Annotated in this window: 23 protein-coding genes; 13 read left to right on the top strand and 10 right to left on the bottom strand. The window is 31.6% G+C overall.

Annotated features, from left to right (window positions below; translation table 11 throughout):
• The first annotated feature begins 3 nt into the window (after nt 1-3).
• The 6 genes from NMK29_RS03360 to NMK29_RS03335 all read left to right on the top strand — a co-directional run bounded on the left by NMK29_RS03360 (nt 4) and on the right by NMK29_RS03335 (nt 6,053).
• Nucleotides 4-633, top strand: a complete 630-nt coding sequence (locus tag NMK29_RS03360; RefSeq protein WP_091410478.1) for a hypothetical protein — start codon at nt 4-6, stop codon at nt 631-633.
• 6 nt (nt 634-639) lie between these two features.
• Complete coding sequence (locus NMK29_RS03355) at nt 640-2,619, top strand: sensor histidine kinase (protein ID WP_108801577.1); 1,980 nt, start codon at nt 640-642, stop codon at nt 2,617-2,619.
• Nucleotides 2,616-3,242 (top strand): response regulator transcription factor, encoded by a 627-nt coding sequence (locus NMK29_RS03350; protein ID WP_108801576.1) that lies wholly within the window; start codon nt 2,616-2,618, stop codon nt 3,240-3,242. Before NMK29_RS03355 ends, NMK29_RS03350 begins: the two co-directional genes overlap by 4 nt.
• 103 nt (nt 3,243-3,345) lie before the next feature.
• A complete protein-coding gene (locus tag NMK29_RS03345) occupies nt 3,346-4,263 on the top strand; it encodes a YfaP family protein (RefSeq protein ID WP_108801575.1) in 918 nt (305 codons plus the stop codon).
• Between the two features lie 106 nt (nt 4,264-4,369).
• On the top strand, nt 4,370-4,567 hold the full coding sequence (locus NMK29_RS03340) for a hypothetical protein (protein WP_027395451.1): 198 nt from the start codon (nt 4,370-4,372) through the stop codon (nt 4,565-4,567).
• A gap of 316 nt (nt 4,568-4,883) precedes the next feature.
• Entirely contained in the window at nt 4,884-6,053 is a 1,170-nt protein-coding gene (locus NMK29_RS03335) for a cupin domain-containing protein (protein ID WP_108801574.1), read from the top strand.
• A 73-nt stretch (nt 6,054-6,126) separates the two neighbouring features.
• On the opposite strand, the gene NMK29_RS03330 is transcribed toward NMK29_RS03335, so the two are convergent.
• Entirely contained in the window at nt 6,127-8,151 is a 2,025-nt protein-coding gene (locus NMK29_RS03330; protein WP_369862728.1) for a dihydrofolate reductase, read from the bottom strand.
• Between the two features lie 214 nt (nt 8,152-8,365).
• Between NMK29_RS03330 and NMK29_RS03325 the strand changes: the two genes are divergently transcribed.
• From NMK29_RS03325 to NMK29_RS03310, 4 genes are all read left to right on the top strand, one after another.
• Nucleotides 8,366-9,403 carry a GyrI-like domain-containing protein gene (locus tag NMK29_RS03325; RefSeq protein ID WP_108801572.1) on the top strand — a complete coding sequence of 346 codons (1,038 nt, stop codon included), beginning with the start codon at nt 8,366-8,368 and terminating at the stop codon, nt 9,401-9,403.
• Nucleotides 9,404-9,419: 16 nt separating this feature from the next.
• Nucleotides 9,420-9,791: a fluoride efflux transporter CrcB gene (gene crcB, locus NMK29_RS03320; protein ID WP_108801571.1), complete on the top strand. Its 372-nt coding sequence runs from the start codon at nt 9,420-9,422 to the stop codon at nt 9,789-9,791.
• A gap of 34 nt (nt 9,792-9,825) precedes the next feature.
• Nucleotides 9,826-10,164, top strand: a complete 339-nt coding sequence (locus NMK29_RS03315) for a P-II family nitrogen regulator (protein WP_108801570.1) — start codon at nt 9,826-9,828, stop codon at nt 10,162-10,164.
• Nucleotides 10,165-10,486: 322 nt separating this feature from the next.
• Complete coding sequence (locus NMK29_RS03310) at nt 10,487-11,620, top strand: porin (protein WP_108801803.1); 1,134 nt, start codon at nt 10,487-10,489, stop codon at nt 11,618-11,620.
• 68 nt (nt 11,621-11,688) lie between these two features.
• Here NMK29_RS03310 and NMK29_RS03305 read toward each other — a convergent pair whose 3' ends face one another.
• Nucleotides 11,689-12,261 (bottom strand): DUF1684 domain-containing protein, encoded by a 573-nt coding sequence (locus NMK29_RS03305; protein WP_108801569.1) that lies wholly within the window; start codon nt 12,259-12,261, stop codon nt 11,689-11,691.
• Nucleotides 12,262-12,431: 170 nt separating this feature from the next.
• On the opposite strand from NMK29_RS03305, the gene NMK29_RS03300 reads away from it, so the two are divergent.
• Both NMK29_RS03300 and NMK29_RS03295 read left to right on the top strand, forming a co-directional pair.
• Complete coding sequence (locus tag NMK29_RS03300; protein ID WP_108801568.1) at nt 12,432-13,661, top strand: MFS transporter; 1,230 nt, start codon at nt 12,432-12,434, stop codon at nt 13,659-13,661.
• A gap of 10 nt (nt 13,662-13,671) precedes the next feature.
• Nucleotides 13,672-14,436, top strand: coding sequence for a DJ-1/PfpI family protein (locus NMK29_RS03295; RefSeq protein ID WP_108801567.1), 765 nt, complete (start codon nt 13,672-13,674; stop codon nt 14,434-14,436).
• Between the two features lie 718 nt (nt 14,437-15,154).
• On the opposite strand, the gene NMK29_RS03290 is transcribed toward NMK29_RS03295, so the two are convergent.
• The 5 genes from NMK29_RS03290 to NMK29_RS03270 all read right to left on the bottom strand — a co-directional run bounded on the left by NMK29_RS03290 (nt 15,155) and on the right by NMK29_RS03270 (nt 20,977).
• Nucleotides 15,155-16,570, bottom strand: a complete 1,416-nt coding sequence (locus NMK29_RS03290) for a hypothetical protein (protein ID WP_108801566.1) — start codon at nt 16,568-16,570, stop codon at nt 15,155-15,157.
• 79 nt (nt 16,571-16,649) lie between these two features.
• Nucleotides 16,650-17,468, bottom strand: coding sequence for a mechanosensitive ion channel family protein (locus NMK29_RS03285; RefSeq protein WP_027395440.1), 819 nt, complete (start codon nt 17,466-17,468; stop codon nt 16,650-16,652).
• 193 nt (nt 17,469-17,661) lie between these two features.
• Nucleotides 17,662-19,260, bottom strand: coding sequence for a sodium:alanine symporter family protein (locus NMK29_RS03280; protein ID WP_108801565.1), 1,599 nt, complete (start codon nt 19,258-19,260; stop codon nt 17,662-17,664).
• 103 nt (nt 19,261-19,363) lie between these two features.
• Nucleotides 19,364-20,509 carry a hypothetical protein gene (locus NMK29_RS03275; protein ID WP_108801564.1) on the bottom strand — a complete coding sequence of 382 codons (1,146 nt, stop codon included), beginning with the start codon at nt 20,507-20,509 and terminating at the stop codon, nt 19,364-19,366.
• Nucleotides 20,510-20,533: 24 nt separating this feature from the next.
• Nucleotides 20,534-20,977, bottom strand: a complete 444-nt coding sequence (locus tag NMK29_RS03270; RefSeq protein WP_247666477.1) for an Lrp/AsnC family transcriptional regulator — start codon at nt 20,975-20,977, stop codon at nt 20,534-20,536.
• Nucleotides 20,978-21,130: 153 nt separating this feature from the next.
• On the opposite strand from NMK29_RS03270, the gene NMK29_RS03265 reads away from it, so the two are divergent.
• Nucleotides 21,131-21,472 carry a hypothetical protein gene (locus NMK29_RS03265; RefSeq protein WP_233557568.1) on the top strand — a complete coding sequence of 114 codons (342 nt, stop codon included), beginning with the start codon at nt 21,131-21,133 and terminating at the stop codon, nt 21,470-21,472.
• A 4-nt stretch (nt 21,473-21,476) separates the two neighbouring features.
• Here NMK29_RS03265 and NMK29_RS03260 read toward each other — a convergent pair whose 3' ends face one another.
• The 3 genes from NMK29_RS03260 to NMK29_RS03250 all read right to left on the bottom strand — a co-directional run bounded on the left by NMK29_RS03260 (nt 21,477) and on the right by NMK29_RS03250 (nt 25,453).
• Entirely contained in the window at nt 21,477-22,652 is a 1,176-nt protein-coding gene (locus NMK29_RS03260) for a hypothetical protein (RefSeq protein ID WP_108801562.1), read from the bottom strand.
• A gap of 194 nt (nt 22,653-22,846) precedes the next feature.
• The gene (locus tag NMK29_RS03255) at nt 22,847-24,046 is read right to left on the bottom strand and encodes a hypothetical protein (protein WP_108801561.1); all 1,200 of its coding nucleotides are present in this window, start codon (nt 24,044-24,046) and stop codon (nt 22,847-22,849) included.
• 75 nt (nt 24,047-24,121) lie between these two features.
• Complete coding sequence (locus NMK29_RS03250; RefSeq protein WP_108801560.1) at nt 24,122-25,453, bottom strand: amidohydrolase family protein; 1,332 nt, start codon at nt 25,451-25,453, stop codon at nt 24,122-24,124.
• Nucleotides 25,454-25,554: the final 101 nt, after the last annotated feature.

Genomic DNA, 25,554 nt, shown 5'->3' with positions numbered 1-25,554 from the left:
AAAATGTCAAACTTACACATCGGAAATGTTGATCTTACTGATAAAGAAAACTTTCAATTTTTATACGGAAGCCAACTTTACGGAACTCTTTTTGGAATTTATGGGAAATTTACCACAGCAAACGCTGATGAAGGATATTATATAAAAGAAATAGAGTTCAAAACAATTAATTATAAAGGAATATTGGATATTAACATTTCTGAAATTAAACGACCTGAATCTAAAGATTATCAACCTCCTCAAGATCCAGATGCTAATGAAGAAAGTCCAATGCCGACACCACAAAAAGTTCTAGTTTTCCTAATAGAAGTTCAAGCATTAAAAACTGCAGATTCAGATATCCAATACATGAACTTTATTCATCAAAATGGTGGTAATGAAAACGGTATAAAAGTTGACAAAAACAATTTTTTACATTTTGATAGAAGATTAAAGAAAATACACGAGAATGGAGAAGCATTAAAAAACAATGTTTTTGATTCGGAGTTTTATTATAGAGAAGGGATTCTTCTAGATGGAGAGCAATATCCAGAAGTATGTCCAAAACCAAAAACTCAATCTGATGGACCTGTTAGTTTATTAATGTCTCATTCAGGAGGAATTTGCCCTAGAGGCACTGTTAAAATAAGATAGTTATAAATGATAAAAATATTATTCTTTATTTCACTTTACGGTTGTTGTTTTCTTTCAACAACCGTTTATTCATTTTCCAGTAACAAGCAAACTCAAGAGTTGATCATTAATAACATTGTTAACCTAGAGTATGAGAATGCAAATAGATTAATAAAAAAAATTGAAGATTGGCAATTAAAAGAAAGTTTAAAAAATTTAAATCTAATACTATACAACCAAGGTCAAGAGATTCAAGATTCCACTTCGGTTAGTTATCAAATAAATCTAAATACCAAAGACAAGCTTCTTCTTACTCTTAATAATCTTGCATTCGGATATAATGAATTGTTTCACAAACCCAATGAAGGAACATCTTTTACTTACTTTTTTGAGGCTTACCGATTGGCAAAAGAAAAAAATGACACTAATTTAAGAATACTAACTTTATTAGGTATACTTGAATATTATCACTATGAATTTGTTCTAACTAGCAGACAATACGAAAAATACTTATTAGAACTCAAAAGTGTTGCAAAAACTCCAATTTTATATTCTTGGTATTATTTACATTACATCTATTTCAAATTAGAAAGTACTAACGAAAATGAACGAGAAGTATCTAATGAAATAGATAAACTCGAACAACAAATCAAATTGTTAAAAAAAAATCATAGAATTAGACCACTCTTTCTTTCGCTAAAAGCTATCAACTTAGGAAGACAAGGGAAAATAGAAGAGTCCAAAGAATTTCATCTAAAAACTTTAAAAGAATCTGCTGATTTTCCGTTTTTAAAATACATTAGATTCAGAACTTGCTATAAATTAGCCGAATTATACAATGCTAACTACTATACTGAGGATGGTTTGAAATATATTAAAATGGCCGAAGAACATATTGATATTTCAGATAAACTGAGAAGTCAAGTTTTTATATCAAAATATATATCCGAAAACTATAAAGCTTTAGCCGAAAAATATATTGATTCTTTTAACGCATTAAAAAAAAATAAAAATTTATTCAGAATTGACTCAATGGCTCAAAAAGCTTTCTTGAGCTATCGAGAATCCTACACAAAATTCACACGATCTGTTCAATTAGAACATGAGCTGGATTATCAAAAAAACACTTCAGACAATATTAAACTTAACAAACAACTTCAAACAGCAGAAAAAGAAAAACAAATCCTAATAGAACAACAACAAAAGAAACGAAACCAAAACATAGCGATTGGTTTAGGCGGATCTTTAATCTTAGGAAGTACTATTGCGATTCTTATCTATAGAAACACCAAACGAAAACAACGTATCGCCGAGCAAGAACGGGAGATCGAAATTCAAAAGACAGAAAAACTACTCAAAGAACAAGAACTTACGGCGATTGATGCAATGATTTCTGGACAAGAAAAAGAACGACAACGATTGGCTAATGATCTACACGATAATCTAGGGAGCACACTAGCAACCGTAAAACTGCATTTCGATCATTTAAAAAACAACCGTAATAACCCAAAAGTAGAAAACATAGAAGAATTATACAGTAAAACCAATAATTTACTAGATGAAGCGTATCAAAAGGTTCGTACTATTGCTCACGAAAAAAACAGTGGTGTTATGGCCAAACAAGGATTATTACCTGCTGTTAGAAACCTTGCAAAAAAAGCTTCTAATGGTAATAGATTACAAATTGAAGTTCAAGATTACGGACTAAATGAACGATTAGACAATGCATTAGAAATTTCTATCTTCAGAATTATTCAGGAACTTATTACCAATACTATCAAACATGCAGGCGCTTCAGAAATTGGTATTTCTCTTACTAATCACGACTCTTTATTGAATATCATTGTAGAGGACAACGGAAAGGGGTTTAATGCGAAAGTATTACCCGAAAAAGATGGAATGGGATTAAAAAGTATTGAAAAACGTATAGAACATCTAGAAGGAACTTTTGAGATTGATTCTACCATAGGAAAAGGAACTAACATTATTATAAATATACCTATATGATCACAGTAGCCATAGCAGAAGATCACCAATCACTTATCGATGGAATAGATTTACTTCTCAAATACGAAGAAGAAATAAGCATTATCGGAAAGGCAAATGATGGCGAAGAATTGTTAGCTATTGTTAGAAGAAAACAACCCAAAGTAGTACTTATGGATATCCGTATGCCCAAAATTGATGGTATTGCAGCCACTAAAATCATTAAAAAGGAACTACCATACACTAAAATCATTGCTTTCTCTATGTTTGATCAAGAAGATGCTGTGAGACAAATGGTAGCTGCGGGAGCGTCCGGATATTTACTAAAAAACTCCCCTTTAGAAGAAGTTTTAACTGCTATACAAGAAGTTATGAAAGGTAACACATATTATGACGCTTCCATAGATCCTTCTTTTTTTTCGGAAGAGACAAAACAACAAGTAAAGAAACAGGTGCTTTCTAAAAGTGAACGTGAAATACTAACGCTTATTGGCCAAGGAAAAACCTCATCCGAAATAGCAGCAATTCGCTTCAACTCTGTATCAACTGTAGAAACACATCGTAAAAATATTATACGAAAATTAGGGCTGCAAGGAAAAGGAGAATTGCTTCGATATGCTATTGAAAAAAAATATGATTTTTAAAAGACTAAAGCTTATCCAATACAAATCAAAAATACCCTATTACGGGTATTTTTTTATGCTCATTTCGAAGGTAGATTTGATGTAAACAAAAAATACCATTCAAATGAAAAATTTTTATCTAATTACAATTATTGGAATACTATGTTGTTACAGTTGTAGCGAAGACAATGGCGATTCAGGAAATTCAGGGATATCTGATCCTGCGCAAATTGCTAACATCATGAACGACAATTTAATATTACCTCCCGGTTCTTTTACGGTAGATCCAAATACCGTACAAATTGATGAATCCATAACTATTGGTAATGGTTCTTCTAGCATTGTGCCATTAGCTTCTGGACAATCCATGACTAATTCTATATCATTTAACGCTCCAAACGGAAATGTAAATGCTGTAGGAATGCGATTCGGTACAACAGGGCCTATTTATTTTGTTCCTGTAAATACCAACGGTGCCACTGCTGGTACTGGAAATTTTGATTTCTTAATCAATCAAGGAATCTGTGCAGATTTATCACAAGTATGTCATGATATCAAATGCTATGAATTTGCACAAACATCTTCTGGAAATATCTCTAGAGCGAACATAAGAGATGTAGCTATGCTCTGCGGTAATTGTGATGAATCTTCATGTCAAGGTTTAGTTGACGCATCTGATTGCGGAGGATTAGCGGGACAAGACGGAAGTCCAAGATTTAACCTTACTTGGTCCGGTAGTGCCGATTTAGATTTGTACGTTCAAGATCCGAATGGTGAAACTTTATCTTTTAACAATCCACAATCAAATTCTGGAGGTGCATTAGATGTAGATTGTACAGGAAATTGTTCAGGTGGTAATTCAGAGAATATCACTTGGGCCAATGGAGGTCCTTCAGGCACATATCAATTCTATGTAAATATTTTTAGCGGAAGCGCTACATCATACACTATCACTGTAAGAGATAATGGTAATACTGTAAATACATTTAATGGTACTATCAGTAGTGGAAATTCTAACACACTAACATACACAAAAAACTAGACCTTTATTTTTTTGAGTTAACTAGGCTAAGAAAATACCCTTAATTGGGTATTTTCTTTCGTCAATCTCCTGCCTAGTTTTAACAAAACTTTTAAATATTTTAATTATGACCAAATTGAAACTTTCCGATTTTGAAATTGACAATGTTTCTAAAAACTACAATTTCAGAAGGACATTTTATTCTGCTTTATTAGTATCATCTCTAGCAGTAACAACTTCTTGTACTACTGACAGTCCCGTTTGCACCGACAGCAATAGTGGAGACGCTGTAGGAGCTGGTGTTAACTGTGCGGACTCAGACTAATTTACTCGAATTAAAAAACAAAAGAAGTTACCTTGTTATTCAATAAAATTGTAACTGGAAAAATACCCTCTTTTGGGTATTTTTTTGCACTTAATTCAATAGTAATTTTAACATAACACTAAACAATAAAAGTTATGATTAAAGTTTTTACATTCTCTAAAAGATTACTCAAAGATTTAAAAAAGACAACTATAAATAAGATTTACACTACTGCTTTTTTAGTTTCGTTTTTTTTAATCTCCTCTTGTTCTTTTCATCAACCGATGAATTTATAAAAGTTAATATTTAAATCCTTCTTTATAATAAAACACCACGTATGAATCTGCAAGAAATATTACATCCAATTACTACAGATGTCTTTTTTAATGAATATTTTGAAAAAAAACACCTAATAATAAAAAACAGAAATAGAAGTTTCTTTGATCAATTGCTATCTATTAAAGATTTAGATTCTATTTTGTTTTCACAAACTAATCATCACCCGGATTTTAGATTAGCTGATCATTCTAAAACCGAAAAACCAGATGTTAATGAATATACCATAAAAGATTCTGATATTATAGATCCTCTAAAATTCTCTAATGCATTCGAAAATGGAAGTACTTTAGTAATGTCTGGACTGCAAAATAAAATTTACAGTTTAAGAAAATTAACTAATGAATTAGAGACCTTTTTTAAACATAAAATACAAACAAACATCTACCTTACTCCAAAAAAGTCTCAAGGGTTTTCTACTCATTACGATACTCACGATGTATTTATATTTCAGTTTGAAGGTTCTAAACATTGGCGTATATATGATCAACCTGTTCTATTAGCTGATAAAACAACTCCTTTTAACAAAGAAGAATTCATTCCTGGTAAAATAATCGACGAATTCACCTTGAAAAAGGGAGACGTATTATATATCCCAAGAGGAATTGTTCATGACGCCTATTGTACTAATCAAAATTCTGGGCACATTACTACAGGTATCATTGGCAAAACTTGGGCAGAACATTTAGCAGAAGTTCTTTTAGAAAAATCTAAATCCATATTACCGTTAAGGAAATTCACAAAATTTCATTCTATTAACGAAAATGATAAAAATGAAGAGATTATCGAAGTTACCAATGTTGTTACAGAACTCATCAAAAAATTACAACAAGATGATGAGATTATTGATGACTTTTATAGTAGGCAAAAAGCTATCGCACAAGGCCAACTAAGTCAAATAGTGAATATTGACTGTATTAATAAAGACTCTAAAATCAAGATTCGAGAAAAGAACAAATTTAGAATGATCAAAAACTGCGAAAAAATAGATGTGAAATTTTATGATCTAAAACTATCTATGCCAATACAATGTGAATCATTTATTAATGCACTTATAAACGAAAATCAAGCATTACCTATCCATAAAATCCATTGTAATCTTGATGATGAAAGTAAAATTCTAGTAACCCGGCAACTATCTAAAATTGGAATACTTGATATTGCTTCTTAAAGTAGCTTAAAAAAAATCACCTTCTAAGTTAATTCCCTTAGAAGGTGATTTACAAAAATAAAATATCTTCTTACTAGTTTACCTCTGGCAAGAAACCATAAGTCTTACTATATTCTAACATTTGAGTAACAAAATCTTTCGGTTGTGTTACATTTATCTTAGTAATTTCTCCATTCTCATTCATTTCAGGAACTAATACTGGATTTACAAAACCACTATAAGGAGCAGAAGTAAATTGTTCGTTCCTTTTTAGGACTTCTGCATGGATATCTTGATCCACCTTCACTCCATAACCTTCTACTAATGCCTCAGCTGCCTTAAAATCACCTTCAGATTTAATACGTTGTGTCTCTCTTAGAAGACGACCAAAAATTTCACGTAGCTTTGTATAATCATTAATATTATAATATGTTTTCCCTTCTCTAGTTACTTTTTCGATCACATTATCTTTTTCTCCTTGTTCAAAAGCCCAAGCACTCACCCATTGGCGATTACGCATATGCGCTTCTTCTACATCATCTCCTAAATTAAGGCGAATTAACTGTGTCATTAATCCATTTCTTATATAACCATCATAAGCTGCTTTTCCAACTTTTTCCCAATCATCTACCAATCCTAATTCTTGTAATTTTGGATCCATTAAATAATACAACCCTACTAAATCGGCACGCCCTTCTTCCATTGTAGATGCGTAATTCTTTAACGTCTCTTTAGTCTCACCAACTCCAGGATTTAGTTGTCCAGAAGCATGTCCTACAACTTCGTGTAAAGCTGTATGCAATTTATCTCCCAATTGCCCATATTTCTCTTCTAATTCATATTCTTCATCATCATGAACAAACTCTTTAAGACGACCTGATCCACCAGCATTATTATAGGCATTAATAATATTACCTAAAGAAACTGATTTAGATCCAACTGCTGCTCTAATCCAATTAGCGTTAGGAAGGTTTACTCCGATTGGTGTACTTGGGGATGCGTCACCTGCTTCTCCAGCTACTGTAACTACTTTATAAGTTACTCCAACTACACTATCTTTTTTATGTTCATCCATTAATGGAGAATTATCCTCAAACCATTGTGCATTTTCTGATAAAACTGCCATCTTCTTAGACATATCAAAGTCCTTGATCTGTACTATTGTTTCATAAGAACCTCTATATCCTAATGGATCATTATATACTTCGATAAAACTATTGATATAATCAATATTACCTTCGGTAGCTGCAGTCCATGCTACATTATAATCATCCCATGTCTGTAAATCACCAGTTTTATAATACGCTATCAATAATCCTAATGCATCTCCTTGTGCTTTATTTTCCGCAACTCCTTGTGCCTTTTCTAACCATTTGATGATCTCATCAATAGCAGCTCCATATAAACCTCCAGATTTGTATACTCTTTCTTTTAATGCTCCATTTTCCTTAATTAATTGAGAATTTAAACCATATGATAAAGGTTTTTTAGGGTCCGGAGATTTCATATTAGCGTAAAAAGAAGTAACATCCTTATTAGTAACACCAGGTCCGTAAAAATTAACTGCTGATAAAGCTACGTTATCAACTCCTTTTGCTTGATTTACTTTTTTAGAGTCATCCTCATTAAAAATCATGTTCATAGCATCTTCTGACAATTCAGTCTTAGTTTCTGCTAAAAGAGCTACTAAATAATCCTTATCGAACTCTGGCTTAATTTTATCATTGCTATAATGATGATGAATTCCATTAGAAAACCATACTCTCTTTAAATATGTTTCAAAAAACTTCCAATTATCTGTAGTTTTATCTCCTGCATAGGAGGTATACACTTTTTCAAAAGATTTTCTGATTGCTAGGTTATGTCGGTAGTTTTGATCCCACATAATATCTCTTCCACTTAAACCAGCTTGTGTAAGATAATATACTAGTTTTTGCTCTTTAAGAGAAAGGTTTTCCCATCCTGGAATTTGATATCTAAGCACTTTAATATCTGAAAATTGCTCCACAAGATGATCGAATTTTTCTTCTTTCACTTCTTGTTTCGTTTCTTCTTGATTAATCTGATCCTGTATACTTGGATCCTTTTTACAAGCAATTAGCATTATACTAACTGTCATAAAAAATATTATACGATTAAGTTTCATTTGTTTATGTTTATTGTTTGCAGCAAATGTAACGAAATAAAAAAAATCGCGTTTTTCAAATGCTTACCTAGTCTAATCTTAATAAGGCGTAAAACTAATAACATCATAACCTATTGTAAATCTTAAAACTAAAACCCATTTTAAAAATTGATTATATTAGCTTCTGAAAAGATCTAAACTAACTAACATGAAAATCATAAAATATCTATTCTTTCTTCTACTTATTTTAGTTATCGGTGGTGGAGCTTACGTAGCCATGATCGATGGTAAATTTCAGCTAGAAGAAAGTAGAGTAATTGACGCACCTGATGAACTCCTTTTTAATACTGTCAATGAATACAAAACATGGGAAAAATGGAATCCTTGGATGGATAATTCTGATGATTTAATTTTAGGATACGGAAACCAAACCAGTGGTAATGGAGCTTCATATAGCTGGAAAAGTGAAACACAAGAAGATGGAAAAATGAAGACGGTAAAAGCCGCACCTTTTTCTAGTATAGAACAAAAACTTTCCATAGTTCTGCCGGTAGTTGATGAAATTACCAATGACGTTTACTGGAATTTTGAAAAACTCGAAAGTAATAAAACTAAAGTCACTTGGGGAATCAAAGGAGAACAAGGTTTTATGGAAAAATTATTTTGGATGACAAAGGATAGTACTATGTCTGAAAGTTTAAGACCTATGTATAAACAAGGTCTAGAAAAACTAGATACGTACGCAAATGAAAAAATGAAAGAATATTCAATCAATGTTGATGGAGTTACCGAACACCGAGGTGGCTTTTACATGTATATTGCGGCTGCCTCATCTATTGCAGACATTCCTCAAAAAACCGAGCAAATGATTCCATCGGTCGTATCATATGTACAACAGAATAAACTTCCACAAATTGGTATGCCGTTTACCCTTTTTAATGAATATAACGAAGCTCAAGGAACAGCTATTTATTCGACTGGAGTACCTGTAAGAGAAGAAGTTATTACACCTGCTGACAGTAATATTTTATGTAGCTCATTACCTAAACAAAGAGTTGTAAAGATAACTTTAAATGGAGATTACATAAACTTAAAAGAAGCTTGGGAGACTGGTTATAAATATATAGAGCAAAATGGACTAGAAGCTAATGCTGAATCACCTGCTTTTGAAGTTTACAGGTCCAATGCGACCCTACAACCTAATCCTGCAGCTTGGATCACAGAAATTTATATCCCAATAAAATAATAGATACTCCTACTAAATGAAACAATTACTTCTTGTATTTATAGGAGGAGGCACCGGCAGTGTTGCAAGGTTTCTTATCAGTAAATACCTAAATAATGAAGCTACTGGGATTCCATATGGAACTTTTGCTGCAAATATTCTAGGTAGTTTTCTGATTGGTATTATATTAGGACTAGCCCTAAAAAACAATATTTTATCTCAGAACACCATTTTATTTCTTGCTACAGGATTTTGTGGTGGATTTACAACATTCTCCACTTTTGCCTATGAAAACCATATGCTTTTAAGGTCTGGAGACTTTGTAAACTTTGGAATATATGCCATAGGTACTTTTGTGATAGGATTTCTTTTAGTATTTTTAGGAATGTGGATAGCAAAAATGATATAATGATTTTAATCCGCTTAAACACCATAAAGAATAAATGAAAAAAATAGAAGCGATCATTCGTAAATCAAGATTTAAAGAAGTTAGAGATGCATTGCATGAAATAGAAGTAAATTTCTTTACGTACTGGGATGTTACCGGTGTGGGTAATGAGCAAAAAGGTCACGTATATAGAGGTATTAGCTATAGTACAACAGATATACAGCGTAGATATTTATCCATTGTCGTTTCTGATGAATTTGAACAAAAAACAATTGAAACCATTGTCAATGCTGCTAAGACTGGAGATGTAGGAGATGGAAAAATTTTTGTATCAGAAATACAAAATACTTACAGAATACGAACAGGTGAGCACGGTAATCAAGCGCTAGACTAAAATTAAAATTACATACTTTAAAAAAGGCTTACCTATATCCGGTAAGCCTTTTTTATTTAAGTATCATTCTTAACTATTATTTTCAGATAATTTAACAAATTATAGACCTAAAAGTCACTTTTTTATCATTTAAATCGAAAAATCCACTTTCAAGATTCTTAAAAAATCGCTAATTAAACGTTAATGTCTAATTTTTTAAGGGCATAAAATTGAAAATATGTAAAAATACCCATCGAACCCCTATTTTTTATTGGGGTAAAATTGTTTTAACATAGTTTTACAGCTCCAATTAAAAACAAATTAATACCAATTAATGTTTATTATGAAAACAAAAACCGTAACAAAACTTTTCAAAAAAGTATGTCTTTTTTCTCTTGCGCTAGTTAGTCTAACCACCGTAGCACAGGAAGAAGAAGAAAAAAAATGGTTCGATAACTTTTCGGTTAATGGATCTGTTGATGGATATTTTAGATATAATTTCGGGGCTCCTAACAGAGGTATTTTAGCTGATGGAGATGATAATGGTTCTGCAGAATTTGTAGCTCCAACAACATCATTTGCTAATACTTCAGGCTTTGCTTTAGGTATGGCTAATGTTATCCTTGGGTACGAAGGAGAAAAAGTAGGATTCGTTGCCGATTTAGTATATGGCCCAAGAGGAGAAGATGCTGTATTCCTTTCTACAGGATCTGCACAAATAGTTAACCAATTATATGCATATTGGAATGTAACCGAGAAAGTTAAACTTACTATTGGTAATTTCAATACGTTTCTTGGGTATGAGGTAATATCTCCTACAGGTAACTTTAACTACTCTACTTCTTATATGTTCTCTTATGGACCTTTTTCTCATACAGGACTTAAAGCTGATTTTGCAATCAATGATAATTGGTCTGCAATGGTAGCTGTTATGAATCCAACAGATTACACAGAAAACAACCCATTCGACACTTATATTTTTGGTGCGCAAGTTGGATATGCTGCTGATAACGGTAGTGCTTATTTAAATTTCAGATATGGAAATGAAGGAGAACCTGGAGAAGTAGGACCTACATTTCAGGTAGATCTTACTACAGGTTGGGATCTAGCAGAAAGTTTTTATTTAGGAGTTAATGCTACTTATTTAACAACAGAAGATCAAGGTGATGCTGATGCTTCTGGATTTTATGGTGTAGCACTATACCCACAATTTAAAGCTACTGAGAAATTTAGTATCGGATTAAGAGGAGAATATTTTGCAGAATTTGAAGAAGGTGTTGGTGCGTTAGAAACAGATGCTGATGGAGACGGAAGCGTTTTTGCTGCTACTCTTACAGGTAGTTATGATGTCGGAAACTTAACACTTAAGCCAGAATTAAGATTAGATTCTACATCAGAGGATACATTCCCTAATAACGATGGAGAAGGTACAAAGAGTCTTTCATCTTTTGTTCTTGGAGCCATCTATAAGTTTTAATATATTATAGTTTAATATATTTGTTTGTTTATGCAAAAAGCGCTCTGTTTATTTAGAGCGCTTTTTATTTATTTGTTTACTTCGTGTTTACTATATTTCTTGACTCCCACAGGTATTTCTAATTCTAAATGATTTTCTTCTGGAGGGATTGGGCAAGAATATCTTGCACTATAAGCACAATATGGATTATAAGCCATATTAAAATCAATAAGAATTATATCACCCTCTGGTATTTTTAGATCTATAAAACGTCCTCCTCCATAACTAGTTTCTCCATTGGTTAGGTCAGTAAAAGGAAGAAAAAGATAATCTTCATATTCTGATTGTGTCTTTAAACCTTGATTTTGATATATATTCAATATCCATTCTTTTTCCTGAAGCGTAAAGTGAGCTTCTCCAAACTTAACATAAATAGGTTCTCTATCAGTTGTAGTTTTCATAATAAAAGGAGTCTCATATGGAGTTCGAACAAACTTTGCTGTAACACTATATGTAGTATCAATATCAAAAAAATCAAGTTCTTTAAATATTTTAAAATCTTTTGGGGTTAATGGTGATTCTTCTTCGGATGCAAACTCTTTATTAAGTTCATCCTGAAATATTAATATTTTTTTAATGGTCGTAGAATCTTGAGCCATCATATGACTAAAGAATAATATTAGTAAAAAAGATAATTTATGCACTGTCCCCTTATTTTTTTGCAAAAGTACAAAGCATTAGCAATAAACAAGTTAATATTCTCTAAAATTGCTGTTAGTTTTTCGACAAAAGGTTACTTTTACCAGTTTTCAGAAAACCAACCATCAATACATTGAAAAAACTTTTCAGAAATTATATCGATACTTTTTCTGGCTTATCAAAAGAAGTTTGGTGGTTAGCACTTATTACCTTAATTAATAGAATGGGTGCAATGGTAATACCTTTTTTATCTTTGTATCTATCCGACAATCTATGCTTCTCTCTTGGCCAGATTGGTTGGGTAATGACTAGTTATGGACTGGGTTCTCTTTTAGGTGCTTGGGTTGGAGGAAAATTAAGCGACAGCATTGGTTATTATAAAGTAATTTTAGGTTCTTTACTATTAACAGGCCTCTCATTTTTTGTTGTTCAATATTTCACTAGTTTTTGGAGTATCTGTATCAGCTTTTTTGTATTAATCGCGGTTGCCGATGCTGCACGTCCTGCTTTTTTTGTAGCACTTAGTGCCTATAGCAAACCCGCAAACAAAACTAGATCTTTAACTTTTATTAGATTAGCGATAAACCTAGGGTTTTCTATGGCTCCTGCTTTAGGTGGTTTTATGATTGCAACAATTGGTTATTCTGGATTGTTCTGGGTGGATGGAGTCACTTGCATTATTGCTGGAATAATTATGATTAAGACCTTACATCCTAAAAAAGCTAGAATAATTGACAAAGAAATTATTGTAGATAATCCAACTCCAGCTTATAGTGATGGAGTTTATATGATTTTTCTAGTAGCACTAACACTCTTCGGGTTTATTTTTGTCCAGTATTTTTCTACAATCCCCTTGTATTACAAGGAAGTACACCTGCTTTCTGAAAGAAATATAGGATTAATCTTAGCTATGAATGGAGTGTTAATTTTTATTTTTGAAATGCCATTAATAGCCTATTTAGAATCCACTTCAATATCTAAAATTAGAAATGTAATGAACGGGTTTCTTCTAACCGGGATCAGCTTTATATTGTTATTAATAACTCCTTGGACTGGGATTGTCATTATAGGTATGATCATAGCAACACTTGGCGAGATGATTTCGTTTCCTTTTGGAAATGCTTTTGCTTTAGACAGATCTAAAAGAGGTAGACAAGGTGCATATATGGGATTATACAGTATGTCTTTTTCTTTTGCTCATATATTTGGACATAATTCTGGAATGCAATTTATAAATCAGTATGGTTATAATAACGCTTGGATATTCATGACCATTGTTTCTGCGGTAGGAATATTTTTGTTATTCATTGTAAAACAAAAAATCAATAAAGAAAATACTTTAAAGGCATTAAATTCTAATTAAGAAATAAATTATGAGATCTATATTATACGCCATTTTTCTATCAGCAATAATAATTAGTTGTCAAGAAAAAAAACAAGAAAAATCTATTTTAAGTAACAAAGAACAAGTTAAGGTATTAAAGAAAGAGAAAACTTTCCCTAAACTAGAACCTAACAGATATAATGTAGCTTTTTTATTGATGGATGGGACTTACAATACCGAATTCACTGCTCCTTTTGATATTTTTCAACATACTCAATATCGAAAAAACATTAAACAAATGAATGTTTTTACAGTTGCCAATACAGATGAACCGATTACTACTTTTGAAGGTGTAAAAATAATTCCGGATTATAATTACCTAAAGGATGCTTTACCCAAAATTGATATTCTAGTAATACCAAGTGCAGAGCATCATCTGGATACAGATTTAGACGATGAAGCTATGATTAACTTCGTAAAAAAAGTAGATCAAACAGCTACTTATATGACTTCGCATTGTGATGGAGCTTTTGTATTAGCCAAGGCAGGAGCATTAAACAACGTAGTTTCTACAACATTCCCTAGTGATATCGACAAAATGCGAGAAATGTTTCCTGATCTGGATATTAGAAAAGAGGTATTATTTGTACACGATGGAAAATACATTACCTCTGCAGGTGGTGCCAAAAGTTTTGAGGCGGCTTTATATTTATGCGAACATTTATACGGAGCAGAAATTGCTCGATCATTAGCAGGTGGACTCGTTATTGATTGGAAACTAGAAAACGTACCACATTTGGTAATTTCAAAATAGATCTGGATTATATTAAAAGTATAAAAGCGCTCCCATCAAGGAACGCTTTCATCAATTTTAGGGCTAATTATGTACTCTCTTTAGCTTCAAGATTTGGGGTCTTTCAGACTAATGTCCTCACACTTAATAGGCCCTGACGTATTCCAAACTAAAATTTTAAATCCATATCGTCATACAGTTTAAAATGTTAATTCTGGCCATACATCGAAGTATTTTTTAAGCACATGTAAATATATTGTAAAAAAATTGTTAACACAAAATTTTTTACGATAAAAAACAATAAAAATCGATGAAATACACAAAAATCATATTTTTTAACATTTTAAAAGTCAAAAAAAATAATATAAATTCTATTCTTCTTAGCAATTCTCCCCTTATTGAAGATTAAATTAGGTGATTAAAAAAGAAAAGCGACCTTGTAGAAGATCGCTTTTTCTTATGGGGCAAATTATGTACTCTCTTTAGTTTTTAGATTTGGGGTCTTTAGACTAATGTCCTCACACTTAATTTATCCCAATACGTATTCCAAATTAAAATTTCAAATCCATATCGTCATATTTCTTGATATGTTAATTTTTACAATACGCACTGTTTATATTTTACGTGTTATAAAGATATATGATTTTTTACATTAAAACCGTAGTTCAAAAAAAAGTTATTAACAAAATAACGATTAAGTGTTTATTAATACCGATAAAATACACAATAGCTCTTTTTATTAATCTAAATTAAAGTATTTAGATCTTCCTAAATATTGTTTGATAATAGCGTTATATTCTTTAGAAACCCTTAATGCTAAAGTCCCATCTATGTTATAAAGTGATTCTATTTCCTTATATCCTTGTTGAAGCATTTTTTCTAAATAAAAAAGAGCTGTTTCATTGTCTTGATCAATCGTGCTTAATGAAATAATATTTCTGTATGATTCAAAATCATCTTTATCTACTATCGTACTCAATATATTTAAAAATATTTTCCTGTCTTCTTCGTTTTTATTGACCAGTTCTTTTTTATAGTCAGACAAAACATTTTTCAGAAAACCTCTTAATCTAATTACCATATTCGTAGCATATGCGTCTCCATCCTTCTGTCTTTTTTCCAGTTCACCCATTTTATATTGCCACCAGCCAAGATTATCATATTGATTAAGCTCGATATCTTCTTCTAACGAAAAAAACAATGACTGTCTTAAAAATATTTCTTGATTTTGATATCTAGTTATAAGTCTCTTTTCTTTCTTATAGCTATTATTTTTTTTGATTTCTTTTTTTTCTTCTTTAAGGCTATCTACATTAAAAAAAGAATCATATCTATTCATAATTTGGGTTAGCTCATCATATGCCCATATATACTTACCTTCTTTTTTCAGTAAAGAAACGAGTTCTTTATCTCTCTTATATCTATTAGCAATCCAAACAGAATCTTTTGGTATCATTCCCTTAGCCATAGCATCCAAGGTAAAATATGGTAATGCTTTTGATATTACCTCCGAAGATGGAAGTTCATCTTTACCATCAAAAAAGGAAACTTCAGAACTTATTTTTTTCCTTTTAAAATACTTATCAATATCTATAAAATCTAGCGTTCTAAAATTTTTATCCCCAACCATTCCTACATATGAGAAATTCTTATTTCTACCTATTTTTTGATAATAGTTATAACTATCGCCAATAGCAATCGCGCCACTGAAATGTTTGTATAAAAGAGGCAATGAGGTATTTAGAGGAGCATCTTTACCTACTCCAAAAACATACATTCTTTCATTTTGAATTGGAAAAAGAGAAACCATATGTTTTATAAAAAGAGCAATATAATTGGATTTTTCTTCGGAACTTAATTTTCCTGAATAATTAGAAACCACTAGTATGTATCCAAACTCCTCCGCTGAATTTTTAAATACATTGGTAAATTCATTCATACTTCCTGTACTGTCAAACCCAAAAAGTATTGGCCAACTTTTGTTTAAATCTATAGATGTCGGTAAATAAATACTATAAACCCCTTTACTAGAAGGTACTGTCAGTGAATCTATAACCTGTCCTTTTTTTAGTCTTAAAGTATTTTGACTATATGAATAAGTCACAGTACACAAAAACACATAAAACAATATATTCCTAATAGAAGTAAATTTCATATTTAAAAATTTTGACTAAAATAAGAGCAGCAAAAAAAATGCCATTCACATCTTTTATTATATAAAAGTGTATCTGAAATTATACTCCAATGTTCCCTAATTCTACACCTTCTGAGTAGGCAACTTTAATATCATGCTCGCTAAATGCTTTTTTAATCTCTTGATGGGTTATAAAGGTAACTTCCCAAAAATCATCGGGTTTTACATAAGGTCTTACAGCTATCAAAATATTATGAGAATCAAAATTTTCAATTCCAATTTCTGTTTTTGGTGAATCTAAAATTTTATCAATTGGAGCTATGGCATTCTCAATTACTCGCTTAACCTTAGAAAAATCTTCATTATACGGCATTGTAACACCTATCTCTAAACGTACTACACCTCTCTTAGAGTAGTTAGCTACAACATCATCGGTAATTTTAGCATTAGGAATAATTAAAACTTTATCCCCAGGAGTTATTACGACAGTACTAAAAATACCTATTTCCTGAACTTTACCAAAAGAATCACCTACCTGAATCCAATCTCCGGCTTCGTATGGTTTTAAAAACATAATTAAGATTCCTGATGCAAAATTACCTAAACTTCCCTGTAAAGACATCCCAATGGCAAATCCAACTGCAGCGAGAATAGCTAATAACCCTGATAAATCTACTCCTAAAATTGTAACAATCGCAAAAATGACAGCTATCTTTAGAACTACAGATATAATAGAAAGCAGAAAAGGGCGCATGGTATCCGAAATACCCGTTTTTTCTAAGGTCTTATCTAATAATTGAAGTACTTTTTTAATGATTTTGAACCCTATCCAAAATACCAAAGCAGCTCCAATAATTCTTGGAGCAAAAAAGACAACTTTATCAATGGCTATTTCAAAATATTCGTATAATTTTTCCATGGTGCGATTTTTAAAATATCTAAAATAGAAAAATAATATAAAAAAACGCTCAGAGTTTTGCTCGAGCGTTTTTCTTATCCTTTTCCCGTACTATCTTTAGCTCTTTTGAACCAATGTCCTCACACAAGATTTTGATAAATTCTATACACTTATATAATATCAAATCTTATGCCAAGAAAACAAATAACAAGTTCTATATCAATTTTTTTTCTGAAATAGCTCTTTTATATTTTTTTAGTTCCTTTGCCACTCTTGGCGCCATTAAAAATAAACCGATCATATTAGGAACAAGCATAGAAAAAATCATTGCATCAGAAAAATCAGTAACTGCAGTGAGACTAGCTGCGGAACCAATGATTACACAGATACAAAATATACTTTTATATATATATCCAGTAAACTTTCCTCTACCAAATAAATAAGACCAGGCCTGATATCCATAATAAGACCAAGAAATCATAGATGAAAAAGCAAAAAGAGTAACTGCAAAGCTTAATACATATGGAAACCATGAAATACCACTCTCTAAGGCTTTAGCGGTAAGTAAAACTCCTTGCTCATCAGAGATTTCTGTTCCTACATCAATTTGTCCTGTAATTATGAGAACAATAGCTGTCATCGTACAAATTACAACTGTATCTATAAAAGGTTCTAATAATGCAACTAACCCTTCGCTTGCTGCATATTTTGTTTTTACCGCAGAATGCGCGATAGAAGCCGAACCTATTCCAGCTTCATTAGAAAAAGCAGCTCTTCGAAATCCCTGGATCATCACTCCTATCATTCCACCTGTTATCCCTTCTGGGCTAAAAGCTCCATTCATTATAGCATAAATAGCATCTGGTATTACTTTATAATTAATAGCTATAACGGTTATTACAGCTACTACATACAAAACAACCATAGAAGGCACTATTTTATCAGTTACTTTAGCAATCTTCTTTATACCACCAATAATAACAATACCGACCAGAATAGCCATTACTAATCCAAACAACCACCCTTTTCCATAGATAAAACTATTTTCAGCGCCTGTTACATGTTCGAATAATTTAAAAGCCTGATTAGCCTGAAACATATTGCCTCCTCCAAAAGATCCTCCCACACACATAATTGCGAAAATTATGGCTAAAGCTTTTCCTAAATTGGTAAGTCCTTTTTCTTTTAAACCTTTACTTAGATAATACATTGGTCCGCCATACACTGTACCATTCTCGTCTATTTCTCTGTAAGCAACTCCCAAAGTACATTCAACAAATTTGGATGCCATTCCTAAAAAACCTACTAAAATCATCCAAAAAGTAGCTCCTGCTCCTCCAATAGATAAAGCAATCGCTACACCTGCCACATTTCCTAAACCAACTGTTGCTGATAAAGCTGCAGTTAAAGCTTGAAAATGACTAACCTCGCCTATTTCACCTTCTATCCTAATCGTATCCGGTTGATCACTTTCTTTTGTATGAACTGATTCTGACACCTCTAATGGAGCAGAAGATTCTAGATCATCATACTTACCTCTAACAATATTTATTGAAGTCCAAAAACTCTTAAAATTTATTCCTTTAAAATAGATTGTAAAATAAGATGCTCCTACTAACAAAACGACCAAAACCCAAGGAATTCCAACTTGAGAAGTAATTGGTATTTCTGCAAAAATACCATCTACAAACCAATCTGTAGCGTTCTTAAAACCTTCATTAATGTTTTGATCAATAGTGCTTTCCAGTTTTTCCTGCGCATTTGTATATACATACGCAAAAAAAGAAATACACATTGCTGTAATTTTCTTCATCTGTTCTGAGTATTATGATTTCGGACGAAGATTGAATAAAACTAGCTTTAAGAAAAGATTACGTACTGATCAAAATCGACATTACGTATGCTTAAGCATATACTTAATCAGTATTTTTATTTTGGATACTAGCGTACTTTAGTAATTCATTGGCTTTAGCAAATGCGATAAGTTGTTCTTTTCCATCAGCTCCACTAATTTTAAGTACTTTCTTAATCTGGTAAATATGGGTTTGAAAACCATCTAAACTAATATTCATAGCTTCAGCAATCTCGGTATACGATTTACTAGCTCCACACGTTCCTAGATTTCCTAACACTTCTTTTTGTCTATCAGAAAGTGCTATTCTTGTAGATTCTTCTAATACATTAATTTTTACTTCACTTTCTTTTAAGCGTTTTTGTAATGTAGTAATTGTATCTAGATGACTTTCGTTAGCTACTACTAATTTTTCTTGCTGTTTTAGTAGTACCTGTTTTTCGTCAAGAAGGACCTCCAATTCTGTTTGTTTTAGTTCTTTTTCTGAAAGAAATTTCCAGCTATATAATAAAATGGAAAATAATAAGATAAATAAAAACTTGAATGAAACTCCAGCAATTACCCCAAGTAAACTCCAAAATTCCTGATCAATGTAACCCAGTACTTTATCTTGTGGTATAATTCTATGTGTTACAGCAATTACGATAAGTACAAATAACAAAAAACAGGGAACTACCATGAATTTCATAGCCCGGTTTGCAAAAGCTTTGCTTAGTTCATTTAATAAGGCAAAAGCTACAATTAAAGAAATTGGAATATCTATAAGCCAAATAAAATTATTACTAATCTCTGTATTACTATAAGAAGTGACGATAAATACAAAAGCTATCATCGCCAGAACACCACTAAAAAGTGTTACAAACTCTTTCTCCGAAAAACGTTGTACCAATCTAACCACGATATTACGTTCTTTCTGATGCTCTATAGATGGTAATGACAGTAAAATACTAAGTGAATTGGTCAAAGAAATAAATACTCCCAGATAAATAACAATCTTATTAGTGGTTTCAATATCTATTAATTGGACCAATATAACATTTATGAGAGCGCCCAACCCCCATAAAAAAATTGCAAAACCGAACCATTTAATACCACTAATCGCTATAGAAGACTGATTCTTTATCTTCTCTTTATAATAAATCCTATGTATTACGAAAGCAGTAATTAAACAAACTATTGCCGTAACATAATATTCTAAAGTAACGTACATGATATTCTAAAGATAGTATATATTTTATTTATTATTTCTATTCAAAATCGGGTTGTTTTCGACCACATTAGATAAAATAATATGAGTTTTAGCCTCACCATACGTTATCAACCTATCTATAAAACCCTGAAGATGAACCTGATCCTCCAGAACCACTTCCATAATAATATTTTCATTACCAGTAATTCGATAACAATTAAGTACTTCTTTAAATTCAGATATTTTTGATAAAAATGGTTTTAAACGTCCCATAAAAGCTCTCAAAGTTATAATAGCTTTTAGTTGATAACCCGTTTTGGCATAAGAGACTTTGGTTGTATATCCTTCAATAATACCATAATCTTCCATTTTTTTAATTCGTTCGGCAACAGCTGGGGAACTTAGCCCCACGCTTCTTCCTATTTCTGCATTAGATAGTCTCGCATTCTCCTGTAATAATTGAAGAATTTTCCAATTTGTGATATCCATTATAATTTTAAGTAAAAAATAGAATTTACATTATTTTCTAAAGCAAATTAAACATTATACCTTAAAGTAAAAAGCAATATCCCTATAAATACCCTTAATTTTGACTTAACCATGAATTCAAGCCCTAAAAATAAAATATTATACAAAAAAGCCTTGGAAATACTCATTCTATCAAAGAGTGTTTCTAAATATTTAGTTCATGATTTTTCTGCTTTAGAAAAAAACGGAAATGAAAATCCTTTTATTTATTTTACAGGCGATATTATAAAAGATTCTGATTCCTTAGTTCCTGAAATTCTTAAAGCAGAAAATCAGGTTTTCCAAAATGATCGTTTAAAACATGCTTGTTTATTAGAGAATTTAACTAATAAACTTTATCGAAATTGTCAACGATTAGAACATTCTGAAAGTAATGGTAAAGATTTTGTTAGACTACTTCGCAAAGAGGTTAAAAAATTCAAAAAACTTCAGCGTAATTGGATGATGTCTTTATAATTAATTATGGATAAATTAACTTCCTAATTTTCTCTGTAAGTTCCTTCTGTTTCTGATTAGATTGATATAAATTGGGATTATTCATAGAGTGCGCAACAGCAAAAATCTGGAACCTCAGCCTTTCTAGCATTTTTTTTGTTTGTGGATCTTCTTTTTCGTCTAGCTTTTCTAATTTCCCCAACTCTTTTTCCCACCAAGAAAGATCAATTTCATCTGGTTTTTTATAATCTTCAAACAGACGTGTAGTAAACTTCTTGGTCAAAGTAACTTCTTTATCAAATGCCTTAGATACCGATTTTAATAAATTCTTATATTCTTTACTCTTATGGACTACTTTTAATTTATCTACAATACTATCCAACGTATAAAACGAATTATAAGTAGTTAAAGCACGTTCATAATTTTCTACAGCTATTAGTAGATCACCTTCTTTCTGCGCCTCTAATGCAGTGTTGTAAACTTTTTGATAATTCTTGTAAATTTCTGAATTATCTTTTTTACGAATACCTTGAAGATGTGCCTGAATTTCGAGCCAATCGAATGCTCTTAAAATTTGATCAGGAGGCGTCCAACTATGATGACCATCGTAAGTTATTAATGTGTTTGTAAAATTTAGTTTTTGTAAATATCCTTTTGCACGAATCATTTCTTGATAATTCATATCCCTGTCACCACAAACACCTGCATACGCAAAATTCTGCGTACTGGGAACGTGAGAAGATTCTAAAGAAAAGCCTGCACCACATCCAATAACGCCAGCTACTTGATTCGTTAATACTGCAATTGCCGAAGCTAATCGGGATCCACCAGAGAAGCCCGATAAATATATTTGATCTTGCTTAATCTTAAAATTATCGAACATAAATTCGAACAAACGATTGGTAATATCAAAATTACGATCGTACGGCCCATTTTTAGTATGATTGGAGCATACTAATATATATCCATAAATCTCAGAAGCTTTAATAAACTGTTGTATTCCTCTTTTACCTTCCGCTCCAGGATCAAAAATAAAAACAATTGGTGATGCTACATTGGCATCAAAAGCACTAGGAAGGTACATCGCAAATGTCTCTTTACTTTTATCAGAGACAAGAATAGAATCTATGAGTTTTCCTGTTTCATAGGTTTGAGCAAAAGTATTTACACAAATACTAAACAGTATGATATATCTTAACATCACTTATATCTTTTGAATCAATTACTTACCGTTTGAAGATTATTTCCTCCCAATTGATCGAAAATAAAGCAAATAATTTACTGATTTATATAGCCAGATCAAGATAGAAAAATAAAATTTATTCCCTAAAAAAGTTTGATATTTTATTACTAATCAGTTTTATAGAAAAACTATTGTTTAAAAAAACAATCAGATCAATCTTTAGATTCTAAAAACTCTCTTTCTTTTGTTGTTAATACAATAGCATTAGAATTAATCACATTGGACGGCAACATTTTGTAAATTGGTTGTTCTAAATCTACTACTCCAGTATTTCCAAACCTCCTTTTTTTGGATTCTTTAAGAACGAAAAGATCGTTTTTAAATTTAGTATCATAGTTTTTGTTATCATAAGATAAAGTCACATTACCTTCAATACTAAATTTACTTAGACTATACTTTTCATCAACTTTCTTAGCAAAATTATAAGAGATAACCTGGCTTTTACTTTCATATGAATATTCTCTATTAGAAAAGGTAGAAGTCTTTTTCTTTATATCATTGCGCAACTCAATCTCTTTTACAAACTCAATAACTGCTTTTGTTTTTTTATCAAAAACAAACCTACCTTTTGTTCGATTAGCTATTTCATTAACGTTCTTCCAATCTGTAGTAAAAGAAACTATAATAACATCTGATGAAGATACTTCTACTGTTTCCTCTATCATACCCGAATATTTCAAAAAACCAGCTATAGCAGCATCCAAGTACGTATTAAGCAATAGACTTTTAGTTACAATGTGTCCGCTTGATTCTGGATTAGACTCTCCCTTATCATTAATATCAAAATCCATAGGAACATTCTTGTTTTGACTAACAGCACCTAACTTAAGTTTTATGTTTTTTTCTAGTTTTCTATTATTAAAACCTGCGTCTTTTGTCCAAATTTTAAGATCTGAAAGAATTAGACGATGTATTTTATCATCCACTAATAGGGTTTCCTTAAAAGAACATTCTTTTTCTGTTGGATAATCCACGTATAGGTTATAATAATTATCCAATACATATTGTAACGCTTTTCTTAAATCAAAAGAGTTAACAATTACCTCATCTAACTGAACATCATCGGGTTTTAAAGAAATAGTATTTAACAGTGTTATTTCTTTTGGAGTTATAGTTAAATCTTGGTAATTCAAATGAGAGATGGTTAATAACTCTTCTCTAATGATAATATTTGCAGCACCATCAGCATTTGTATAGCTTCCTTCTTCTAGATTAGCATATAACAAATGAACTCCTTCTATTGGTTTACTAGTAAACTCATCAACAATAATAATTTGTTTTGTCTGAGATGTCCCAAAAGAATGAACAAGAAGAGTAAATAAGAGTATTACAAGGTATTTGTAAAAATTCATAAGATGTTTTTTGATGCTACATCGATAATCAAAAATCTTGCCGCAACCTGTAGCTTACTATTTTCATTATTAACCTTATTTATATCTTTTACCGTGTTTAATCACCATATCAACATCTTGCAATAAGTTTACATGTCTTAAAACATCTCCTTTTACTGCTATAATATCAGCAAACTTACCTTCTGTAATAGTCCCAACTTTATCCGAAACTCCCATCCAAACTGATGGCCAATACGTAGCTGCTTTTATTGCATACATAGGATCTATCCCAAACTCATTTACCCACACATCTAATTCATTCCAAGTGGATTGACTATGAAATTTCATCGGGATACCACTATCAGTACCAATCATTAACACTACTCCTGCCTCCATTAACTGCTTAATTTTAGTTTCTAATGTTGGTTTTCGTAGAGGTGTTAATTGAAAATATGGTAAACGATCTTTATGCGCAAAACTATTTTTTATATCTGTGATTATAGTATCATGAAGCCCTCTATGCCAAGAATCATTATCTAGATGCTCTCCGTTATCTCTTACATATTCATAGTTATATAATCCTTCTACCGTAGGACACCAAAATAGTGGTCCAAGATTCATTTGCGCAGTTCGCTCTTTTATTGCTTCCATCACATCATCTGGATATCTTGGAGCTGATGACAATCCAGTATGTTCAAAACAATCCACATTAGCGGTAAGTCCTGCTCTTATTTCTTGTGGTCGATGTCCGTGAGCAACTACTTTTAAATTGTACTTATGAGCCGTATCGACTACTGCTTTTAATTCTGTAGTAGTCATTTGATCTTGATCGATCAGTTTTACACAATCTACGCCTGCATCTGCTAATTTTTTGATTTTCTTTTTGGCATCCTCTTCCCCATTAATTCCCCAACGAAATGCTTCAGTTCCCGGATACGGTTTTTTTTGGATAAAAGGTCCTGAAACATATAGGGTAGCTCCTGGAATTTCTCCTTTATTAATACGATCTCTAACAGAAATACTTTCTTTAAGCGGACCTCCAAGATCTCTAGCACTAGTTACTCCTGCCATTAATAATTGCTCTGCTGATGAAGGCATGATTACATCTTCTAATAATGGTGGATACGTTTTATCCCAATACGTATAATCGGCATGACCATTAATCATTGTATGCACATGCATATCCCAAAGTCCAGGCAATACTGACATCCCTTCTGTAGAAATTACTTCTGCATTTGCAGGCACTTTTAAGGTTTCTATTGTACCAATAGCTTTGATTTTATCATTCTCAATGATTATCACACTATTTTTTATAGGTGTAGCTCCAAATCCATCTATTAGTGTTCCACCGACTAAAGCTTTTAATGATTTTTGCTGTCCAAAAGCGCTACAGCAAACAAGGAATAATATTATGAGTATTCTTTTCATGATGAGTTGTGTTTCTCTAAAGATAGAAAAACTAACAGAAAAGAAAAATCCCGCGTCAAAGCGGGATTCTATAAGTTTTTGATATTATTAAAATTGAAAAA

The organism is Aquimarina sp. Aq107 (assembly GCF_943733665.1).
GTDB lineage: Bacteria > Bacteroidota > Bacteroidia > Flavobacteriales > Flavobacteriaceae > Aquimarina.
The sequence above is the reverse complement of the archived record's forward strand: the minus strand, read 5'-3'. Positions and strand labels throughout refer to the sequence as shown.